This is a genomic window from Enterobacter hormaechei ATCC 49162 (genome assembly GCF_001875655.1).
GTDB lineage: Bacteria > Pseudomonadota > Gammaproteobacteria > Enterobacterales > Enterobacteriaceae > Enterobacter > Enterobacter hormaechei.
In genome coordinates, this window is record NZ_MKEQ01000001.1 from 3,328,587 (window position 1) to 3,349,647 (window position 21,061).

Annotated in this window: 20 protein-coding genes; 9 read left to right on the top strand and 11 right to left on the bottom strand. The window is 56.8% G+C overall.

Annotated features, from left to right (window positions below):
* Positions 1–43: 43 nt before the first annotated feature.
* The 3 genes from BH712_RS16540 to celB are packed head-to-tail and all read right to left on the bottom strand — an operon-like array spanning position 44 to position 3,741.
* A complete protein-coding gene (locus tag BH712_RS16540; RefSeq protein WP_032673989.1) occupies positions 44–1,462 on the bottom strand; it encodes a leucyl aminopeptidase family protein in 1,419 nt (472 codons plus the stop codon).
* Positions 1,462–2,418: a glycosylasparaginase gene (locus BH712_RS16545; protein WP_006811487.1), complete on the bottom strand. Its 957-nt coding sequence runs from the start codon at positions 2,416–2,418 to the stop codon at positions 1,462–1,464. Before BH712_RS16545 ends, BH712_RS16540 begins: the two co-directional genes overlap by 1 nt.
* A gap of 3 nt (positions 2,419–2,421) precedes the next feature.
* Positions 2,422–3,741, bottom strand: a complete 1,320-nt coding sequence (gene celB / locus BH712_RS16550; protein WP_006811486.1) for a PTS cellobiose transporter subunit IIC — start codon at positions 3,739–3,741, stop codon at positions 2,422–2,424.
* Between the two features lie 147 nt (positions 3,742–3,888).
* Here celB and BH712_RS16555 point away from each other — a divergent pair, with 147 nt between their 5' ends.
* On the top strand, positions 3,889–4,713 hold the full coding sequence (locus BH712_RS16555; RefSeq protein ID WP_006811485.1) for a hypothetical protein: 825 nt from the start codon (positions 3,889–3,891) through the stop codon (positions 4,711–4,713).
* On the opposite strand, the gene arsC is transcribed toward BH712_RS16555, so the two are convergent.
* Together arsC and bepA are read right to left on the bottom strand one after the other, a co-directional pair.
* Complete coding sequence (arsC, locus tag BH712_RS16560) at positions 4,710–5,066, bottom strand: arsenate reductase (glutaredoxin) (protein ID WP_006811484.1); 357 nt, start codon at positions 5,064–5,066, stop codon at positions 4,710–4,712. The genes BH712_RS16555 and arsC overlap by 4 nt on opposite strands.
* A gap of 13 nt (positions 5,067–5,079) precedes the next feature.
* Complete coding sequence (gene bepA, locus BH712_RS16565; RefSeq protein WP_003860547.1) at positions 5,080–6,543, bottom strand: beta-barrel assembly-enhancing protease; 1,464 nt, start codon at positions 6,541–6,543, stop codon at positions 5,080–5,082.
* Between the two features lie 220 nt (positions 6,544–6,763).
* Here bepA and BH712_RS16570 point away from each other — a divergent pair, with 220 nt between their 5' ends.
* Positions 6,764–7,834 carry an AI-2E family transporter gene (locus tag BH712_RS16570; protein WP_006811483.1) on the top strand — a complete coding sequence of 357 codons (1,071 nt, stop codon included), beginning with the start codon at positions 6,764–6,766 and terminating at the stop codon, positions 7,832–7,834.
* An 80-nt stretch (positions 7,835–7,914) separates the two neighbouring features.
* Here BH712_RS16570 and bcp read toward each other — a convergent pair whose 3' ends face one another.
* On the bottom strand, positions 7,915–8,385 hold the full coding sequence (bcp, locus tag BH712_RS16575; protein ID WP_006811482.1) for a thioredoxin-dependent thiol peroxidase: 471 nt from the start codon (positions 8,383–8,385) through the stop codon (positions 7,915–7,917).
* Complete coding sequence (locus tag BH712_RS16580; RefSeq protein ID WP_000213743.1) at positions 8,385–8,954, bottom strand: glycine cleavage system transcriptional repressor; 570 nt, start codon at positions 8,952–8,954, stop codon at positions 8,385–8,387. Before BH712_RS16580 ends, bcp begins: the two co-directional genes overlap by 1 nt.
* Before the next feature lie 145 nt (positions 8,955–9,099).
* Between BH712_RS16580 and dapA the strand changes: the two genes are divergently transcribed.
* The 6 genes from dapA to ypfH all read left to right on the top strand — a co-directional run bounded on the left by dapA (position 9,100) and on the right by ypfH (position 15,557).
* On the top strand, positions 9,100–9,978 hold the full coding sequence (gene dapA / locus BH712_RS16585) for a 4-hydroxy-tetrahydrodipicolinate synthase (RefSeq protein ID WP_003860542.1): 879 nt from the start codon (positions 9,100–9,102) through the stop codon (positions 9,976–9,978).
* A gap of 16 nt (positions 9,979–9,994) precedes the next feature.
* The gene (bamC, locus tag BH712_RS16590) at positions 9,995–11,029 is read left to right on the top strand and encodes an outer membrane protein assembly factor BamC (protein ID WP_006811481.1); all 1,035 of its coding nucleotides are present in this window, start codon (positions 9,995–9,997) and stop codon (positions 11,027–11,029) included.
* Between the two features lie 109 nt (positions 11,030–11,138).
* Positions 11,139–11,852, top strand: a complete 714-nt coding sequence (purC, locus tag BH712_RS16595) for a phosphoribosylaminoimidazolesuccinocarboxamide synthase (RefSeq protein WP_001171626.1) — start codon at positions 11,139–11,141, stop codon at positions 11,850–11,852.
* A 120-nt stretch (positions 11,853–11,972) separates the two neighbouring features.
* A complete protein-coding gene (gene ypfJ / locus BH712_RS16600; protein WP_032674126.1) occupies positions 11,973–12,842 on the top strand; it encodes a KPN_02809 family neutral zinc metallopeptidase in 870 nt (289 codons plus the stop codon).
* Positions 12,842–14,788 carry a tRNA(Met) cytidine acetyltransferase TmcA gene (locus tag BH712_RS16605; protein ID WP_006811478.1) on the top strand — a complete coding sequence of 649 codons (1,947 nt, stop codon included), beginning with the start codon at positions 12,842–12,844 and terminating at the stop codon, positions 14,786–14,788. Before ypfJ ends, BH712_RS16605 begins: the two co-directional genes overlap by 1 nt.
* A 73-nt stretch (positions 14,789–14,861) precedes the next feature.
* Positions 14,862–15,557 carry an esterase gene (ypfH, locus tag BH712_RS16610; RefSeq protein ID WP_006811477.1) on the top strand — a complete coding sequence of 232 codons (696 nt, stop codon included), beginning with the start codon at positions 14,862–14,864 and terminating at the stop codon, positions 15,555–15,557.
* Between the two features lie 97 nt (positions 15,558–15,654).
* Here ypfH and BH712_RS16615 read toward each other — a convergent pair whose 3' ends face one another.
* Genes BH712_RS16615 through BH712_RS16625 form a run of 3 tightly spaced genes read right to left on the bottom strand, consistent with a single transcriptional unit; the run spans position 15,655 to position 17,364 of the window.
* Positions 15,655–15,852, bottom strand: a complete 198-nt coding sequence (locus BH712_RS16615; protein ID WP_000383991.1) for a YpfN family protein — start codon at positions 15,850–15,852, stop codon at positions 15,655–15,657.
* A 24-nt stretch (positions 15,853–15,876) separates the two neighbouring features.
* Complete coding sequence (gene dapE / locus BH712_RS16620; protein ID WP_006811476.1) at positions 15,877–17,004, bottom strand: succinyl-diaminopimelate desuccinylase; 1,128 nt, start codon at positions 17,002–17,004, stop codon at positions 15,877–15,879.
* A gap of 3 nt (positions 17,005–17,007) precedes the next feature.
* Positions 17,008–17,364, bottom strand: a complete 357-nt coding sequence (locus BH712_RS16625; protein ID WP_006811475.1) for an ArsC family reductase — start codon at positions 17,362–17,364, stop codon at positions 17,008–17,010.
* Between the two features lie 387 nt (positions 17,365–17,751).
* On the opposite strand from BH712_RS16625, the gene ypfM reads away from it, so the two are divergent.
* Positions 17,752–17,811 (top strand): protein YpfM, encoded by a 60-nt coding sequence (ypfM, locus tag BH712_RS24695; protein WP_015572204.1) that lies wholly within the window; start codon positions 17,752–17,754, stop codon positions 17,809–17,811.
* Between the two features lie 110 nt (positions 17,812–17,921).
* Here the strand turns inward: ypfM and acrD are convergent, their stop codons facing one another.
* A complete protein-coding gene (gene acrD, locus BH712_RS16630; RefSeq protein WP_006811474.1) occupies positions 17,922–21,035 on the bottom strand; it encodes a multidrug efflux RND transporter permease AcrD in 3,114 nt (1,037 codons plus the stop codon).
* Positions 21,036–21,061 lie beyond the last annotated feature (26 nt).

Below are 21,061 nucleotides of genomic sequence, written 5' to 3' on the forward strand. Positions count from 1 at the left end.
CCGTCATACCTTGTAGGCCGGGTAAGGCGCAGCCGCCACCCGGCTAAAGATCCCCCAGCAAGTGCTCTACCAGCAGCGGAATCGGTCTTCCCGACGCCACGCTCCGTCCATTTTCTCGCCACAGCGCCGTGCCGCTGATATCCAGATGCGCCCACGGGATTGTCGGCGGGCAAAAGTGATGCAGCAGCCATGCCGCCGAGGCGCTGATTGCCGCGTTGTTGGTCGGCGTGTTGCACAGATCGGCGATGGCGCTGTCGGTCTGCTTTTTCAGCCGGGCGTCCAGCGGCAGGGACCACACCTCGTCACCGCTCTGTTTTCCCGCCTGCGTCAGCGCCGCGCGCAGCGGTTCATCCTGGGTCATTAATCCGCTTAGCGCATAGCCCAGCGCTTTCACCACTGCACCGGTTAAGGTCGCCATATCAATGATATAGCGAGCCTGCGGATGCCGTTTACTGGCCCAGGCGATGGCGTCCGCCAGCACCAGCCGACCTTCAGCATCGGTATTGTTGATTTCAACGGTGGTGCCGTTGCAGGCTGTCGCCACCGTGCCGGGCTGCATGGCCTCCGGGCCTATGGCGTTTTCCGCCAGCGCCAGCACGCCCATAATGCGCACGGGTAATTTCAGCTCTGCCACGGTCAGCATCAGCCCCAGCACGTTGGCCGCACCGCACATGTCGTATTTCATGGTGTACATGCCCGCGCCCTCTTTCAGCCACAGGCCGCCGGTATCAAAGGTAATGCCTTTTCCCACGTAGCAGCGTACCGGGCCGTCGTGGGCACCCTCATAATGAATAGCCAGCAGCCGCGGCGGGCAGGTCGCCCCTTTGCCGACGGCGTGCAGCAACCCAAGCCCTTGCTCAACGATTTGCGTTTCGTCCAGTACGTCACACCGCAGGGCAGGGAAGGCGGCACACAGTTTTTGCGCCTCTTCGACGACAAACTGCGGCGTGCAGCGGTCAGACGGCGTATCCGCCAGACGTCGCGCCGCGACCATGCCGTGGGCGACAGCCTGCTGCTGGCGGAAGATTGTTTCCAGCTTCGCCTGCTGTTCCGGCAGGCAGAGGGCGGTGATGCAGGTAAGACGCACCGCTTCGTCCGTTTTCTTCAGCTTAAGGTCACTGAGCCTGTGCGCCTGGTTAAAGAGAAAACGCAGTACCTGCACCAGCACCACATCGTCGATATCCGTCACGTCCAGCAAGAGTTCGGCGCTGGTGGGGGTGGCAAGCAGCGGTCGCAGGGCGGTGAGCAACCCTTCGGTCAGGGCGTCATGCCAGAGCGCATCCGGCAGCAGAGTGATGCGGCCAAATGGCGCGCAGCCAAAGCGCGTGTCTGCAATGCCGTCAGACGCGCGCATCTCGGCGACGAGCGCTGTTTCAGGCAAAAGCGTACAGGAGGCGGATGCGATAAAATGGCATTGCGGCTTCGCGTCTGAAAGCGCGTTGATAAACTGATACGTGATCATCATGACTCCTCAATCGGCGCACGGATCCGCGCGGCATAGGCCTGCATCCACTCATCATCTACCGCGTGATAGTGCGTTTTCTCCCGCAGACGTTCGGTACGATAAACCGTGAGAGGCTGACGATCCGTCGCCACCACAAACGAGAAGGTTTTGATGTTGGTCGCGGCGCCGAACTCGCCCTTGTTGTTCATGCACACCACGGAGAGATCGCCCGCGCGACCAAAGCGCGACATCAGCTTGTCTTCCAGCTCGAACACCACCGAATCCGCAGCCTGCTGCGGCGACATACCCTGCGCCATCCGGCGAACGATTTCGTAGCTGGTGCAGCCTTTCATCAAATCTTCGCCGACGCCCGTGGCGGTGGCCGCGCCGGTTTCGCTGTCGCAGTAAAAGCCGGAGCCGATGATGGGGGAGTCACCGAGGCGACCGCGTTTTTTCATAAACAGACCGCTGGTGGAGGTGGCGACACTCATCGAACCCTGCTTATCGAGGCCGATAATACCAACAGTGTCATGTCCGTCGTAGGGGCTTAACCCCTTGTCCAGCGTCTCGCGGCAGCGCTTGCGGTAGTGCTGCATGGCCCGATCCGTGAGCATGGTTTTGTCGGCAAAGCCCTGGCTCAGCGCCCATTCGCGCGCGCCCTGGCCGACCAGCAGGCTGTTATAACGCTGGCGGCTAAGCGCGTGCGCCACGCGCACCGGGTTGGCGATATCCACCAGATTGCCCACGGCGCCGAACGCCAGCGTGTCGCCGTCCATATAGGCCGCGTCCAGCTCCACCTCGCCGTTCTCGGTCGGCAGGCCGCCGTAGCCGACGGATTTATACAGCGGAAAGTCCTCCACGGCAGCGACGGCATCAACAACCGCCGTCGCGACCGGTTTCCCTGCCGCCAGGGCAGATGCGGACTCCGTTACGCCTTCAAGCGCCATTCGCCAGGTAGCGATAATTCCCCACATGCTTTACTCCTGTTTTGCAAGGGTGGTGTCGGGTTGCGTAGCGGGAGTCAGTTCCGCGGCGCGGTACTGTTTATCCACGATACGCATGAAAGGCAGGTACAGCATGGCGCCAATCAGCAGGTTGATAAGCTGCATCACGCTGCCGCTCAGGTGTCCGGTGACGATAAAGCCGCTGATAACCGGCGGCAGCGTCCAGGGAATAAACACCCCGGTGGTGACGGCAACCGCGCCAATTTTCATCGCCAGATACTGCACGGTGACCAGCACCAGCGGCACCAGGTTGAACGGGATGAGCATGATCGGGTTCATGATCACCGGCAGGCCAAACAGAATCGGCTCGTTGATGTTAAATACCGAAGCCCCGGCGCCGAGGCGCGCCACTTCGCGCATATTTTTGCTGCGGGCGAAAATCAGCATCGCTATCACCAGCGACAGCGTGGCGCCCGCGCCGCCCATCCAGATCATGTCAAAAAACTGTTCGGTAATGATGTGCGGCGGTGTCGTTCCCGCCTGAATCGCGGCAATGTTGTCGGTCTGGTTTTCCATCCACAGCGGACGAATAATGCCGTTGATCATCGAACCGGAGTTAATGCCCACTGACCACAGAATGGTGATGCTGAATACGGTCATCAGCGCACCGAAATAAGAGGTGCCGTAGTGGCGCACCGGCGTGGCGACCACCTCATAGATAAACTGATGGATAGTGTTGTAGTGGGTGTTTTCGAAGATGATGCGGATGCCCAGCACCAGAATCATCACCAGCAGGGCCGGGATCAGCGCCGCGAAGGACTCCTGCACCGCAGGAGGCACGCCGTCCGGCATTTTGATGACCAGCTTTTTGCGCTTCAGCCAGCAGAACAGTTCTGTCCACAGCAGCGAGCCGATCATCGCCACGAACAGTCCTTTGCAGCCAATCCACTCCACCGGTATCACGGTAATGCCGCCGTTTTCCGCCACTTTGATAAAGGGCGTGAGGATCAGAAACGCGACCAGCGCCAGGATGCCGCAGGAGATGCGGTCTTCACCATAATGCTCGGCCAGGCGGTAGGCCACCAGGAAGCTGATAAACAGCGACATGGTCGAGAACACCGCGTTGAATGGAATTTCAATAATCGCGCTCCAGCTCTCACCAAAGGCATGAGACATAAACTGCTGATAGGCCTGGTTAGGGAAGGAGGAGATCACCAGCAGTATAGAGCCGACGATGATAAACGGCATGAATGAAACGTAGGCCCCACGAATGGCCCCAAGATGACGCTGCTGGGCCGTTTTCGCCGCCAGCGGCATCAGTTTTGCTTCAAGAAATCCCAGAACATTGTTCATTGTGAACTCCGTACAAGATTGAGAGGTGTTGTTTATGTTATGTCTGTGGATTATCAGTGAAGCGTGACGAGCGAAAGGTGAAATCGGTCACAAAGCGTTCGCTGTTGCACAATAAATCTCATAAGATTGGTTTCGGAGAGTTACGCGATGGAAATCAAACTGCATGCCAACGCCACCACCACGCCGCGTATCCGTCGCTATCTTCAGCAGTCAGATAAAAGCGACAGAGAGCTTGCGCTTGAGCTGGGGATCTCGGTGACTACCGTCAGGCGCTGGCGCAACCGCGACCAGGTTTCGGATAACCACACTACGCCAAAAGTGATACACAAAGCACTGAGACAAGAGCAGGCAGCACTGATAAATGCCCTGCGGGATATCACCGGGGCACCGCTGGATGAACTGCTGCTGTTAGTGAATGACGGACTCGGGATCGCCGTTTCCCGCGCAACCCTGAACCGCTACCTCAAACCGGCTTCGGCAAAACAAAAGGGCGCGTCGTTGCAGGGCAAAAAGGCGCTGAAGGCTGGTATCGTGCCGCAGAAGCTGTTCCTGCATCATCTGCCACTGTCGCTGCATATGGACGACGGTGGGGAGCAACACCTGCTCTGGGCGCGTGAACCCGTCAGCGGCTGGTGCTACGCCCGGCTTTATGCCGGTGTATCGCCGCAGCTATTGACCCACTGGACAAACGAGGTGCTGGAAGCGTGTCCGGCTGATATTCAATCTGTTGAGACTTTTGGGCTGGCGGTGACGTTGCCGGGGCACAGGGTCAGCGTGAAAGTGCATCCGCAGCAAAACCTGGCCGTGCAGGTTGCCCCGCCGTTACGCGACATCATTCCCCGGCTCAATAGTGAACCGGCGGGAGAGCTGTTGATCCAGCTGTGCGAGTTTTATAACAGCGGAAAAGCACAGAAAAAACTGGGGGAGAGTACGCCGCAGGCGTTTCTGGAAGCGCTGCGGCGTAATGATTAGACGATCTTGAGCACGTCTTCCGGCGGACGACCGATACGCGCCTTGCCGTTCGCCACCACAATCGGGCGCTCAATCAGCTTTGGATTGTCGACCATCGCCTGAATCAGCCGATCTTCTGTGAGAGTTGTATCGTTCAGATTGAGCGACTTATACAGATCTTCTTTCTGACGCATCAGATCGCGCGCGCTGCCCATGTTCAGCATCTTCAGCAGCTGGCGGATCGTCTGCGTATCCGGCGGCGTCTCCAGATACAGCACCAATTCCGGCTCGATGCCGTTAGACTTCAGCAGATTCAGCGTCTCGCGGCTCTTGGAGCAGCGAGGGTTATGGTAAATTTTTACCGCGTCTGTCATGACTTCTCCTTGATTACATCTTCTCGTACGGCTTAAAGCGTTGTTGCAGGCCGCGCAACTGGTCAATTCGCGCATCGTAGCGGGCCTGTTGCAGGCTGCCGAGCTTCACCTGCGAACTGGCGCTGCTCAACAGGGAAATGGCCTGATCGAGACGACCCGCCAGCGCCAGACCTTCCGCACGTGCGGCCAGCTCCTGATCGCGGTTACCCAGTTGCCCCTGGGCCTGGGCGAGCAGCTCCCAGCCGTTCTGATCGTCTTTATTGTTAAAGGTGTAGCGGTTAAGAATGGTCACCGCCTCACCGGGCTGGCCACCCTGTAAGTAGGCGTTCGCCAGGTTAAGCTGCAATACCGGATTGTTGCGAATGTCTTTCGCCCCTTTCAGGCGGTTGATCGCATCGGTCGCTTTTTTCTGTCCCAGATCGATATCGGTGGCGAGGTCGAGATACCATGGATTGTCAGGCGCCGACGCCAGCAGCGGTTGCAGCGCTTTACGTGCTTCATCGTACTTGCTGGCCTCCATCGCCTGGAGCGCCTGACCATACTGCGCCGCGTTCTTCTCGCGCACGTTGCCTTTCGCCAGCGCGTCCAGCAGATCGCTGGTGAGCTGATTACGTCCGGAGTTGTACATGCCAAGCGTTCTCACTTTGGCCATGTAGAAATCCTGCGAAGACTGCACGACCACCGGACGCATCTGGTTGGCACGGTTACGCGCATCCGAGAGACGGCTTTCCGGCAGCGGGTGGGTCAACAGAATTTCAGGCGGGCGCGACGAGTAGCGTGCCTGGTCGAGCAGTTTTTCCAGGAAGCTCGGCATGGCCTGCGGGTCAAAGCCGGAGCGCTGTAAAACCTGAATGCCGATGCGGTCTGCTTCCTGCTCGTTCTGCTGGGTGAAGCTGATCATCCCCTGACGCGTTCCTGCCAGCGTCCCGGTAAGCGCCGCCATCCCGGCCTGCGGGCTGGCCATCGCCAAAAGAATAGAGCCGAGCGCGCCCACCCAGGTCAGCGGGGCGTTACGCTTCTGATCTTCCATCGCACGCGCCAGATGGCGCTGGGTGACGTGCGAAATTTCGTGCGCCATGACGGACGCCAGCTGGCTTTCGTTATCGGAATAACGGAACAACGCCGAATGCAGCACCACGTTCCCGCCAAAGAAGGCGAAGGCGTTGATTTCGTCGTTATTGATTAAATAGAAGTGGAAGGGCGTTTTTACCGAGTCTGCGTGCGCCACCAGTCGCATTCCGAGACCGTTGATGTACTGCACCAGCAATGGGTCGTTGATCAGCGGAGCACTGCCGCGGAGCTGGCGTACGTAATAATCCCCCATCTGCATCTCCTGGCCGATGGAGAGCGTGCTTCCTGCCGTGGTGCCCATGTCCGGCAATGAATCGGACGAGTCAGCGAAAGCGGGCAACACCTGACCCACCGTCACGGCGGCAATCAGTGTCGCAACCAGTGTTTTTCTCAACTGCCTGAACATAACCACTGTCCTATATTTTGGATGTGCTAATTTGACCGATGAACCCGCATAACGTTCATCTCCGCTGCTCTGCGAGTGTAGCCGTGTTAAGAGATGAAGAAAATCCCATTCATCAGGGTTTTGCGAAACCTGACAGTGATACAAAAAGGAAAGTCTTTTTTGTGACAGTTAGATACAATTCACCGTCTCACTCCCGCCATTCGATTCAGGGAAGGGTTGTATGCTCGAAATGTTAATGCAGTGGTATCGGCGTCGGTTTAGCGACCCGGAAGCCATTGCTTTGCTGGTCATTCTGGTTGCCGGATTCGGTATTCTGTTTTTCTTTAGTGGCCTTCTGGCACCGCTGCTGGTGGCGATTGTGCTGGCGTATCTGCTGGAGTGGCCCACCGCGCGTCTGGAACATATCGGCTGTTCACGCCGCTGGGCGACCAGCATTGTGCTGGTGCTGTTTGTCGGTATTCTGCTGCTGATGTCCTTCGTGGTGCTGCCTGTTGCCTGGCAACAGGGGATCTACCTGATCCGCGATATGCCCGGCATGCTGAATAAACTGTCCGATTTTGCCGCTACGCTGCCGCGCCGCTATCCTGCGCTGATGGACGCGGGGATCATCGATGCGATGGCCGAAAACATGCGCGCCCGCATCATGACCATGGGCGACTCGGTGGTGAAATACTCTCTGGCTTCACTGGTGGGGTTGCTGACCCTGGCGGTGTATCTGGTGCTTGTTCCGTTAATGGTGTTCTTCCTGGTCAAAGATAAAGAGCAGATGCTGAACGCGGTGCGCCGCGTGCTGCCGCGCAATCGTGGTCTCGCCGGGCAGGTCTGGCAGGAGATGAACCAGCAGATCACCAACTACATTCGCGGCAAAGTGCTGGAGATGATTGTGGTGGGCGTGGCGACCTGGATTGGTTTTGTGATCTTCGGGCTGAATTATTCGCTGCTGCTGGCGGTACTGGTCGGATTCTCGGTTCTGATCCCGTACATCGGCGCGTTTGTGGTGACCATTCCGGTGGTGGGGGTGGCGCTGTTCCAGTTTGGTCTGGGTACGGAATTCTGGAGCTGTTTCGCCGTATACCTGATTATTCAGGGACTGGACGGAAACCTGCTGGTGCCGGTGCTGTTCTCCGAAGCAGTTAACCTGCATCCGCTGGTGATTATCTTATCGGTAGTGATTTTCGGCGGGCTGTGGGGATTCTGGGGCGTGTTCTTCGCCATTCCGCTGGCGACGCTGATTAAAGCGGTGGTGCATGCGTGGCCGGATGTGCCGGCGGTGGAAGAGAAGTCGTTGTAGTCGGGTGGCGGCTTCGCCTTACCCGACCTACACGCGGAATGTAGGCCGGGTAAGCGCAGCGCCACCCGGCACTAAAATTATCACGCGTTCTCTTTCAGCCAGTTCAACACCACGTCGTGGTGGTTGCTGGTTTTGAAATCATCAAACACGTGCTCAACTTTACCGTCAGCGCCAATCAGGAAGCTGATGCGGTGAATACCGTCGTACGTTTTGCCCATAAAGGACTTCTCACCCCAGACGCCAAACTGCTCGCAAACCTGGTGGTCTTCATCGGAAAGCAGCGTGAAGTTCAGCAGCTCTTTTTCCGCAAAACGTGACAGCTTCTCTGGCTTATCGGTGCTGATGCCCAGCACTTCCACGCCGACCTTTTTCAACTCATCCATGTTGTCGCGTAAACCGCAGGCCTGTACGGTACAGCCCGGGGTCATGGCTTTCGGGTAGAAATAGACCAGAACACGCTGTCCCTGGAAGTCGGTCAAATTTACTTGCTCGCCGTCTTGATCCGGTAAGCTAAATTTCGGTGCGATATCACCGGCTTTCAGTGGGTTCATTACTCAACTCCATCCTGTTCGTGCTGCGAATAATCGACGACGCTTATACTGCCTTGCGCGTGTAATTCTGTACAGAGGGCTTTGAACGCTTGCTCGATATTTGACGCATCCTGCGAGGCAGGGCTGTGTGCGGTAATTTGTATAAACAGCGTCGGGATTGCGTTCTCATCGCCCGGCTGCGTGCGGGAAACCAGTTCGGCAATGTTCATCTGATGGCTGTCAAACAGCGCCGTAAAACGTTCAATCAGATGAGGTGAATCAGGCACTTCAACCTGTACCCAGACCGTGGCAGGCAGAGCCGGACGCGGACGCGCGGTGGTGCGCTTCATCACAATCAGTAAATCCAGCTCTGCGCCTTTCAGCGGCAGGGTAGATTCGATGAGGGTAATGGCATTCCATGTTCCGGAAAGCAGCATAATAAACGTGAACTCTTCGCCAAGCATAGCCAGCCGGCTGTCTTCGATGTTGCAGCCGCAGCTGCTCACGTGGCGAGTGATGGTATTCACGATACCCGGCCTGTCAGCACCCAGCGCAGTGATAACCAGGTAATGTTGTGATGAGGTTGTCAAACCTGTTCTTCCTTTGCGTGGTTAAGTCTTCCTAAGGAAAGCATAAAAAAAACATGCATACAACCGCCTGAGAGCCTCAGGTCGCTTGCTTTTATTACAGTTCCAAACGTAACATTGAGGCTCTTGTTCGCACAGAGGATGGCTCATGTTCACGGGAAGTATTGTCGCGCTTGTTACACCGATGGATGAAAAAGGTAATGTCTGCCGGTCAAGCATGAAGAAGCTCATTGATTACCATGTCGCCAACGGAACCTCGGCGATCGTTTCGGTAGGGACTACCGGTGAATCCGCAACGCTGAGCCACGAAGAGCACGGCGACGTTGTGATGCTGACCCTTGAGCTGGCTGACGGGCGTATTCCGGTCATCGCAGGTACGGGCGCAAACGCAACGGCAGAGGCGATTAGCCTGACTCAGCGTTTTAACGACAGCGGCATCGTTGGCTGTCTGACGGTGACCCCTTACTACAACCGTCCTACCCAGGAAGGTTTGTTCCAGCATTTCAAAGCCATCGCTGAACATACTGACTTGCCACAAATTCTGTATAATGTGCCGTCCCGTACCGGTTGCGATATGCTGCCGGAAACCGTTGGCCGTCTCTCGAAAGTAAAAAATATTATCGGGATTAAAGAGGCGACAGGGAACTTAAGCCGCGTTCATCAGATCAAAGAGCTGGTTTCAGACGACTTTATCCTGTTGAGCGGTGATGATGCGACCGCGCTGGACTTTATGCAGCTCGGCGGTAACGGCGTGATTTCCGTGACGGCGAACGTGGCGGCGCGCGATATGGCTGACATGTGCAAACTGGCCGCAGCCGGTCACTTTGATGAAGCTCGCGTGATTAATCAGCGTCTGATGCCGTTGCACAATAAATTATTTGTCGAACCCAATCCGATCCCAGTGAAATGGGCATGTAAGGAGTTGGGGCTTGTAGCAACCGACACGCTGCGTCTGCCAATGACACCGATTACCGACCACGGTCGTGAAATTGTCGCTGGCGCGCTGAAGCATGCCGGTTTGCTGTAAAGTTTAGGGAGATTTGATGGCTTATTCAGTACAGAAGTCGCGCCTGGCGAAGGTTGCGGGTGTTTCGCTTGTTATGCTCCTCGCTGCCTGTAGTTCAGACTCGCGCTACAAGCGCCAGGTGAGCGGTGATGAATCCTATCTGGATGCGCCGCCGCTTGCTGAACTTCACGCGCCTGCCGGCATGATCCTGCCGATCCAGAACGGTGATTATAATATTCCGGTTACGAACGGCAGCGGCCTGGTGGGTAAAGCGCTCGATATTCGTCCGCCAGCTCAGCCTCTGGCGCTGGTGAGCGGTGCGCGTACCCAGTTCACCGGTGATACCGCCTCTCTGCTGGTGGAAAGCGCACGCGGTACCACGCTGTGGCCGCAGGTCGTGAGCGTCATTCAGTCGAAAAACTATACGATTGATAAACGCGACGACGCCAGCCAGACCTTAACCACCGACTGGATTGAGTGGAACCGTCTCGATGAAGACCAGCAGTACCGTGGTCGTTATCAAGTCTCCGTTAAGCCGCAGGGTTATCAGCAGGCGGTTACCGTTAAGCTGTTGAATCTTGAGCAGGCGGGTAAACCTGTTGCCGATCCGGCCGCCATGCAGCGCTACAGCACCGAAATGCTGAACGTGATTGCAGCGGGTCTGGATAAGAACGCCACCGATGCCGCAAACGCCGCGCAGAACCGTAACGGTTCAACGTTTGACGTGCAGAGCGGTGCAGACGATACCGGCCTGCCAATGCTGGTGGTGCGTGCGCCGTTTAACCAGACCTGGCAGCGTCTGCCAGCTACGCTTGAAAAAGTGGGCATGAAGGTGACCGACAGCACCCGTTCAACGGGCAGCATCACAGCGACCTATAAGCCGCTGTCTGATAGCGCCTGGCAGGAGCTGGGGGCAAGCGATCCACAGCTGCCTTCCGGTGACTACAAAATCCAGGTTGGCGACCTCGATAACCGCAGTAGTCTGCAATTTATCGATCCGAAAGGACACACGCTGACCCAGGCGCAGAACGATGCGCTGGTCGCTGCCTTCCAGGCCGCATTCAGCAAATAAATACGAGGGCGGGTTAATCCCGCCCTTTTTATTTTCGTGCCACGCAAACGTGTGCGTGGCATAATATGGCCAGTTTTGAATACAAATCATCACACCAGGAGTAATGAAGATGCAGAAGCAAGCTGAGTTGTATCGTGGCAAAGCGAAAACCGTATACAGCACGGAAAACCCGGACCTGTTGGTGCTCGAATTCCGCAATGATACGTCAGCAGGAGACGGCGCACGCATTGAGCAGTTCGATCGTAAGGGCATGGTGAACAACAAGTTCAACCACTTCATTATGACCAAACTGGCCGAAGCCGGTATCCCGACTCAGATGGAAGCGTTGTTGTCCGATACGGAATGTCTGGTAAAAAAACTGGATATGGTGCCGGTTGAGTGCGTGATCCGTAACCGTGCCGCAGGCTCCCTGGTGAAGCGTCTGGGCATTGAAGAGGGTATCGAACTGAATCCACCGCTGTTCGATCTGTTCCTGAAAAACGACGCCATGCATGACCCAATGGTCAACGAATCCTACTGCGAAACCTTCGGCTGGGTAAGCAAAGAGAACCTGGCGCGCATGCAGGAACTGACCTACAAAGCCAACGACGTACTGAAAAAGCTGTTTGATGACGCGGGCCTGATCCTGGTCGATTTCAAGCTGGAGTTCGGCCTGTACAAAGGCGAAGTGGTGCTGGGCGACGAGTTCTCGCCGGACGGCAGCCGCCTGTGGGACAAAGAGACGCTGGATAAAATGGATAAAGACCGTTTCCGCCAGAGCCTGGGTGGGGTGGTCGAAGCGTACGAAGCGGTTGCTCACCGTTTAGGCGTTAAGCTCGACTAAACTGCGCATTTGCCAAAGGATGTTGGCATCCTTTGGCGTCTTATCCTTGTTTACTATGGTAATCCTTTCATTAACCGCCTACGATCATAGCTATTATAAATGGAATAGTTCGAGGTGTTTATGCGCTGGCAAGGGCGTCGTGAAAGTGACAACGTAGAAGACAGACGCAGCAGTGGTGGCGGTGGTCCGTCTATGGGCGGGCCTGGTTTTCGTCTACCCAGCGGCAAGGGCGGTATTATTCTGCTGGTCGTCGTACTGGTGGCGGGCTACTACGGCGTCGACCTGACAGGTTTGATGACCGGTGAAACCGGGCAACAGCAGCAGTATTCTCAGCGCTCCATCAGCCCGAATGAAGATGAAGCGGCGAAATTTACGTCCGTTATTCTCGCGACGACCGAAGATACCTGGAGTCAGCAGTTCGAGAAAATGGGGCGGACTTATCAGCCGCCAAAACTGGTGATGTACCGTGGCGCAACCCGTACCGGCTGCGGCACCGGGCAGTCTGTTATGGGGCCGTTCTATTGCCCGGCGGACAGCACCGTTTATATCGATCTCTCCTTCTATGACGACATGAAAAGCAAGCTGGGCGCTGACGGCGATTTTGCCCAGGGCTACGTGATCGCGCATGAAGTCGGCCACCACGTGCAGAAGCTGCTCGGCATTGAGCCAAAAGTGCGCCAGATGCAGCAGAATGCTTCTCAGGCGGAGGTGAATCGTCTGTCCGTACGCATGGAGCTTCAGGCCGACTGCTTCGCTGGCGTCTGGGGGCACAGCATGCAGCAGCAGGGCGTACTGGAAACAGGCGATCTGGAAGAGGCCCTGAATGCCGCGCAGGCGATTGGTGACGATCGCCTGCAACAGCAGAGCCAGGGGCGCGTTGTGCCGGACAGTTTCACGCATGGCACCTCAGAGCAGCGCTATAGCTGGTTTAAGCGTGGCTTCGACAGCGGCAATCCGTCACAGTGTAATACCTTCGGCAAAGCTATGTGATGCTGGGGTTTGAACAGCTGGTTAACCAGCTTCAGCGTACCGGGCACCGTCGGCTGGTGGTGCTCAGCGGCGATGAACCGTGGACGTTAAGCCAGGCGATTATCCTGCGAAATACGTTACCCGGAGACTGGCTGTGGCTGGAGGAAAACCCCTCCAAGGCCATCAGCGGCCTGCTGGGACGTGAATACCTGCACGCGGTTTTTGACGCGCGTCGCGGGTTTGACGTCTCGGCCTTCGCCGCCCTCAGCGGGACCCTGCGCGCCGGAAGCCTTCTGGTGCTGCTGGTGCCGCCGTTTTCCGTCTGGGCTAACAGGCCCGACGCGGATTCTCTACGCTGGAGCGACAGCGCGGAGCCGATCGCCACCCCGCACTTCGTTCACCATTTTTGCCGGACGCTTGCCGCCGATGCGGATGCCATCGTCTGGCATCAACATCGTCCTCTTTCCCTTCCCGTTACGCCGAATTTACCTGCCTGGCAGCCCGCCAGCGGTGAGCCGCAGCGCCAGCAGGCTGAGATCCTCGACGCCCTTCTGACCATGCCTGCGGGCGTGGCCGCCGTCACGGCACCGCGCGGACGCGGAAAATCGGCGCTGGCGGGCATGTTGCTCAACGGCATTCAGGGGAGTGCAGTAGTGACGGCACCGGCAAAAGGGGCGACGGATGTCATCGCGCGTTTCGCCGGGGAACAGTTTCACTATATGGCCCCGGATGCGCTGCTGGCCTCCACCACAGAAGCTGACTGGCTGATTGTCGATGAGGCGGCCGCCATCCCCGGCCCGCTGCTCGAGAAGCTGGCGTCGCGCTTTCCCCGCGTGTTGCTGACCACCACGGTTCAGGGTTATGAGGGCACAGGCAGGGGATTTCTGCTGAAGTTTTGCGCCCATTTCAGCGGGCTGCGGCGATATACCTTATCCACTCCCATTCGCTGGGCTGCCGGATGTCCGCTTGAGCGGATAGTGGCGAACGCGCTGCTGTTCGACGATGCGCTCCTCGACCACAAACCGGAAGGAGAGGTGCGGTTAACTTCGCTGGCGCCTGAGATGTGGGAGAGCGATCCGGCGCGCGTGGCAAGCGTGTATGAGCTGCTGTGTGCCGCGCACTACCGCACGTCACCCCTCGATTTACGCCGGATGATGGACGCCCCCGGCCAGCATTTTGCGGTTGCACACGCGGGTGTGGATATCACGGGTGCGCTCTGGCTGGTGGAGGAGGGGGGACTCACCCCTCAACTTAGCCGCGCGGTATGGGCGGGCTTTCGTCGGCCACGTGGAAATCTGGTGGCGCAGTCGCTGGCGGCGCACGGCGGATCGCCTCTCGCCGCGACGCTGAAAGGCCGACGCGTCAGCCGCATTGCGGTTCATCCCCATCGTCAACGGGAAGGCATCGGCCAGCGGCTGATCCGCAGCGCCAGCGGTGAAGATTACCTCTCGGTCAGCTTTGGCTACACCCACGAACTGTGGCGTTTCTGGCAGCAGTGCGGCTTTGTGCTGGTGCGAATGGGCAGCCACCGGGAAGCCAGCAGCGGGTGCTATACGGCGATGGCGTTGCTGCCGCTGAGCGAGGCGGGGCGTCAGCTCTGCGAGCAGGCGCATCAGCGTTTATGTCGTGATATGCGCGTCCTGTCGGCCTGGAATGGTGAAAAGATCCCGGTGACGGATGCGTGGGAAGCTACCCTTAATAGTGACGACTGGCTGGAGCTGGCGGGGTTTGCTTTTGCTCACCGGGCGTTTTCAACTTCGGTTGCGGCGCTGACGCGGTTGTTGTCAGCCGTGGATATGCCTCTCCCGACACTGCGCGGGAAAATGGAAGGGAATACGCACGATTTTGGGCAGAAAGCGTTGCTGGCGAAGCTACGCGAGGAAACCGCTCACGCGCTTGAAAGGCTTGATTATCCCCGTTCCCGGCAGTTGAAAGCCGACATTTTGCAATGGCAATTTTTTCAATGACTTCTTCAGTAAAGTGGCATGGTCATTACCCCGCAGAGGCGTAAAATCCTGCTCATCAATTAAGGAGATCGCCATGAAACATGACCATTTTGTTGTGCAAAGTCCGGATACACCGGCTAAACAGTTACTGCTTCTGTTTCATGGCGTGGGCGACAATGCCGTCAATATGGGACAGATTGGCAGCTGGTTTGCACCCGTTTTCCCGCAAGCACTTATCGTCAGCATCGGTGGCGTGGAGCCGTGCGGTCCGAACGGGCGCCAGTGGTTCTCCGTCGAAGGCGTGACGGAGGAGAACCGTCAGGCGCGTATTGATGCCGTTATGCCTGCGTTTATCGATACCGTGCGTTACTGGCAGCAGCAGAGCGGCGTAGGGGCTGACGCGACGGCGCTGATTGGCTTCTCGCAGGGGTCAATCATGTCGCTGGAAAGCGTAAAAGCGCAGCCCGGGCTGGTGTCCCGCGTGATTGCTTTTAACGGGCGTTTCGCGACGTTACCGCAAAGCGCGACGACGCAGACCACCATCCATCTCATTCATGGGGGTGAGGATCGGGTCATTGAGCTTTCGCATGCGGTTGCTGCCCAGGACGCGCTGATACGTGAAGGCGGGGATGTAACGCTGGATATCGTGGACGATCTGGGGCATGCCATTGACGATCGCAGCATGCAGTTTGCGCTCGATCATCTGCGCTATACCGTACCGAAGCACTACTTTGATGAAGCGCTCAGCGGCGGTAAGCCGAATGATGATGATATTGTAGAGTTTATGTGAGTTGCCCCTCACCCTAACCCTCTCCCCAAAGGGGAGAGGGAACAAAACACCCCTCGCCCCTTTGGGGAGAAGGGCCGGGGGTGAGGGGTGTGTACAATTACTTCTTCTGGTCCTTCTTCGGCCAGTCGTCTTCATCGTCCCACTTGTCGTTAAAATCACGGTGCGGTGGAAGATCCGGTTTGTTGGCAAGGAACTTTTTATGGTCAACGCGCTTGAGATCTTTAATCACGTTAAGCAGCACGCCTACCAGAAACACCAACACCAGAATCCACCAGTACTTTGAAAGCCAGTCCATTCGCTAATCCTCTGTAAGCACCCGTCAGGCGACGAGCTGCTCCATAATACGTTGATACATGCGGGCCAGCAGTTGTAAATCGGCAGCGTTCACACACTCATTGATTTTGTGAATCGTCGCGTTAACCGGACCCAGTTCGACAACCTGTGCGCCCATGCGGGCAATAAAGCGTCCGTCAGACGTGCCGCCCGTTGTCAGCAGCTGTGGCTTAATCTCATTATAGTGCGCAATGGCGTTCACCACCGCATCCACCAGTTTACCGCGCTGCGTCAGGAACGGCTGGCCAGACAGCCACCAGTCGATGGTATACCGCAGCTGATATTTCTCCAGCAGTGCAATCACGCGCGCTTTAATCATCTCGTCGGTCAGTTCGGTGCTGAAGCGGAAGTTAAACTGGACGAAGAGATCGCCGGGAATGACGTTGTTGCTGCCGGTACCGGCCTTGATGTTGGCAATCTGCATGCTGGTTGGTGGGAAGAATTCGTTGCCTTTATCCCATTCAATGCCCACCAGTTCGTTCAGCATTGGCGCGGCGCGGTGTACCGGGTTATCCGCCAGGTGCGGATAGGCTACGTGACCCTGCACGCCATGAATGGTCAAATTGCAGGTCAGGGACCCGCGGCGGCCATTTTTCACCACATCGCCCACCACTTCAGTGCTGGACGGTTCGCCCACCAGACAGTAGTCCAGACGTTCGTTGCGCGCCATCAGCGCCTCCACGACCTTCACGGTGCCGTTGTGGGCGCTGGCTTCTTCATCGGAGGTGATTAAGAACGCAAGACGATTTTTATGGTTCGGATGCTGGGCAACGAAACGCTCTGCCGCCACGACCATTGCAGCCAGGGAACCTTTCATGTCCGCAGCGCCGCGTCCGAAAAGCATGCCGTCGCGAATGGTCGGCTCAAAAGGCGGGTTGATCCAGCGGTCTGCGTCGCCTGCGGGAACCACGTCGGTATGTCCGGCAAACGCCAGCGTCTCCCCCTGACCGCGCCATGCCCAGAAGTTCTGCGTATCGCCAAAATCCATGTGCTCTACGGTAAAACCGATGGCACGCAGGCGCTCAATCATTAATGCCTGACAACCTGCGTCGTCCGGGCTAAGGGAAGGACGGCGAATAAGCTGCTGAGTCAGCTCAATGACCGGGCATGACATAGACTACACCTCAACGAATAAATCTGAATAAAGGGTTTCACTGAAACCCAGCAGCATAGGCTGACCTGGCTTGCAGAGCAATGGGCGTTTGATGATTGCTGGCATTTCAAGCATCAGTCTGGCTGCGCTGTCGGCGTCGTTGATCGTGGCCCGGAGAGATTCATCCAGTTTTCGCCAGGTGGTCCCGCGGGTATTCAACAGCGCTTCCCAGCCCAGTTCGTTGATGGCGGAATGGAGAAACGCAGGGTCAAGCCCGTCGGCTCGGTAATCGTGGAAGCGATAGTCGATATTGTGTGCTTCCAGCCAGCGGCGGGCTTTTTTGATCGTGTCGCAATTCTTAATGCCGTACATCACAACCATAGTGAATCCTTTTGTTCATTTGTGGATTAAATGTTCAATATTTTCGAAGATATATCCTTAAGTGGAATATATCACATTCGGAATTTTTCGTGATTTACAATTCTCCATAATTCAACGAACAGTTGTAAGCTGAATAGTCTTTCATCTTTTAAGCATAGTTGTCCAGCCTGATAAAATAGCCAATAAACTCAGGAGGAAATTAAAAATGATGTCATTTTTCTGACTATTTCAAAATATTGCTGTAGGTCACATAAAATTTACCCGGCAACGCTCATAGTGATCATAAACCTACCAGTACACCGGGGCGCAATCACAGCAATCGGTTAAAGTGGCTTCACAATGATGATACGTTTTCGTAGAATGCGCATAATAATAAGAGAGGTTGTTATGATTGAACGTGAACTGGGGAACTGGAAAGATTTTATCGAAGGCATGCTTCGTAAATGAATTTCCGGTAAGAAATGCAAGAGCACTTAATTAACTAAAATAACCATAGTGTGAAAGAATCACACAATAAAAAGGCGGCCTGTAAAGCCGCCTTTTTTTATTTGAACGGCTTATTCCGGCTTATCCTTCAGCGGAAAACGGCGGCGTACCAGCACAAAGAACAGCGGTACGAAATAGATAGCCAGGATCGTCGCAGAAATCATTCCCCCCATCACGCCTGTCCCTACTGCGTGCTGGCTGCTGGAGCCAGCGCCGGAGCTGGTGGCCATCGGCAGGACGCCAAACACAAACGCCAGCGAGGTCATCAGGATCGGACGCAGGCGCTGACGACAGGCGTGCAGCGTGGCGGTCATCAGTTCGTGACCTTTGGCATTCATCTCATTAGCAAATTCAACAATCAGAATGGCGTTTTTCGCCGACAGCCCGATGACGGTAAGGAGCCCGACCTGGAAATAGACATCGTTTTCCAGGCCGCGCATCCAGGTTGCCAGCAGCGCGCCGATAACCCCGAGCGGCACCACCAGCATCACGGAGAACGGCACTGACCAGCTCTCATACAGCGCCGCCAGGCAGAGGAACACCACCAGCAGCGAAAGGGCATACAGGGCAGGCGCCTGCGCGCCGGAAAGCCGTTCCTGGTAGGACATCGCCGTCCACTCCAGGCCAAAGCCGGTCGGCAATTGCTGAACCAGTTTTTCCATAATGTCCATTGCGGTACCGGTACTGACGCCCGGCGCGGCTTCACCGACAATCTCCAGCGCCGAATAACCGTTATAGCGCTCAAGACGCGGTGAACCGGTCTCCCAGCGTGACGTGGCGAACGCCGAGAATGGCACCATGCCGCCGGTGTTATTGCGCACATACCAGCGGTTGATATCGTCCGGCAGCATGCGGTATTTCGCGGCAGACTGAACGTAGACCTTCTTCACGCGGCCACGATCCATAAAGTCATTCACGTAGCTTGAGCCCCATGCCGTTTGCAGGGTGTCGTTGATGTCGTCGATGGAGACGCCCAGCGCCTGCGCTTTACGCTGGTCAATATCCACCTGTAGCTGAGGGCTGTCATCCAGACCGTTATGCCGAACGCGGGTGAGCTGCGGATCTTTTCCGGCCAGGTCCAGCAGTTTATCGCGTGCCGCCATTAGCGCATCATGCCCGGCGCCCGCGTGATCCTGAAGCTCCATATCAAACCCGGCTGAGCTACCCAGCCCGCTGATGGCAGGTGGACTGCTGGCGAAAACGCGCGCTTCCTTGATTTTGTTGAACGCTTTGGTTGCACGCTCAATGATGGCAAAGGAGGAGCCGGTATCGCTGTCGCGCTGGTCCCAGTCTTTCAGGCGCACAAACATGCGCGCCACGTTTTGCCCGTTACCGCCAGGGCCAGAGCCGACGGTGGAGAAGACGGAAACCACGTTATCTTTCTCCTGGGTATGGAAGTAGTTCTCAACCTTCTGCACCACTTTCAGGGTCTGCTGTTGGGTCGAGCCGCTTGGTAACTGTACGGAGGTGATAAACATGCCGCGATCTTCCAGCGGCAGAAACGAGGTTGGCAGTCGCAGGAATAAGAAGACCATGCCGCCGAGCAGCAGAACATAAACCACCAGCCAGCGCACACTGCGGTGCAGCACCTTGCCCACGCCCGCTTCATAGCGCGCCGCATTGCGGTTGAACATGCGGTTAAACCAGCCAAAGAAGCCTTTTTGACCGTGGTGTTCGCCTTTATGCAGCGGTTTCAGCAGCGTCGCGCACAGGGCAGGGGTGAGGATCATCGCCACCAGTACGGAGAGCACCATCGCAGAGACGATGGTGATCGAGAACTGGCGATAAATCGCGCCCGTGGTGCCGCCAAAAAACGCCATCGGGATAAATACCGCCGACAGCACCATGGCGATACCGACCAGCGCACCCTGAATTTGCCCCATCGATTTGCGCGTGGCCTCGCGGGGCGAAAGCCCTTCCTCGCTCATGATGCGTTCGACGTTTTCCACCACCACGATGGCATCATCCACCAGCAGGCCGATGGCGAGCACCATGGCGAACATGGTCAGGGTGTTGATGCTGTAACCAAAGGCATACAGCACCGCAAAGGTGCCCAGCAGCACCACCGGCACCGCAATGGTGGGGATCAGCGTGGCGCGGAAGTTTTGCAGGAACAGGTACATCACGAGGAATACCAGGGCGATGGCTTCGAGCAGGGTTTTCACCACATCTTCGATGGAGGCCTTAACGAACGAGGTGGTTTCGTAAGCGACTTTGTACTCCAGTCCGTGCGGGAAATAGTGGGACAGCTCATCCAGGCGGTCCAGAACCCGTTGCGCGGTCGCCATTTCGTTAGCACCGGAGGCCAGTTTCACCCCCAGCCCGGAGGCGGCATTGCCGTTAAAGCGGCTCAGGTAGTCATATTTTTCCGCCCCCATTTCCACGGTCGCGACATCACCCAGACGCACTTCCGAACCGTCCTGATTCACGCGCAGCGTGATATTACGGAACTGTTCGGGCGTCTGGAGCAGGGACTGGGAGTTAATGGTGGCGTTGAGCGCCTGGTTATCCACGGACGGCGTACCGCCCAGCTGTCCCACGGCAATCTGGGCGTTCTGCGACTCGATAGCGTCGGTGACGTCTTTGGCAGTCATCTGCACGCTGTTCAGCTTGTTGGGATCCAGCCAGATACGCATGGAATATTGCGAGCCGTAGGCGTCGATATCACCCACGCCGTTAATACGGCTAAGCGGATCCTGAATATTACTGGCGACGTAGTCCGCGATGTCCTGCTTGTCCATCGAGCCATCGGTTGAGACAAACGCGATGGTCAGGATATTGGTGTCACCGGTTTTACGCACGGTCACCCCCTGGTTCTGCACCGCCTGAGGCAGTTTACGCAGGGCCGATTGCAGCTGGTTTTGCACCTGCTGCACCGCTTCATCCGGATCCGTGCCCGCCGTAAAGCTCAGGGTTACCGTCGCCTGGCCCGTGGCGCTGCTCTGCGAGGACATGTACATCAGGTTATCGAGACCGGTCATGTTCTGCTCGATAACCTGTGTGACGGTGTTTTCCAGCGTCTGTGCCGAGGCGCCAGGGTAGTTCGCCGTGATACGCACGTTAGGGGGCGCGAGGTCGGGGTATTGCTCAACAGGAAGTGATGCAATCGCCAGGACACCCGTCAGACACAACAGGATTGCAAGCACCCAGGCAAAAATGGGGCGATCGATGAAAAAATTCGCCATGAAAAAGTGACCTCATTATGCAGCAC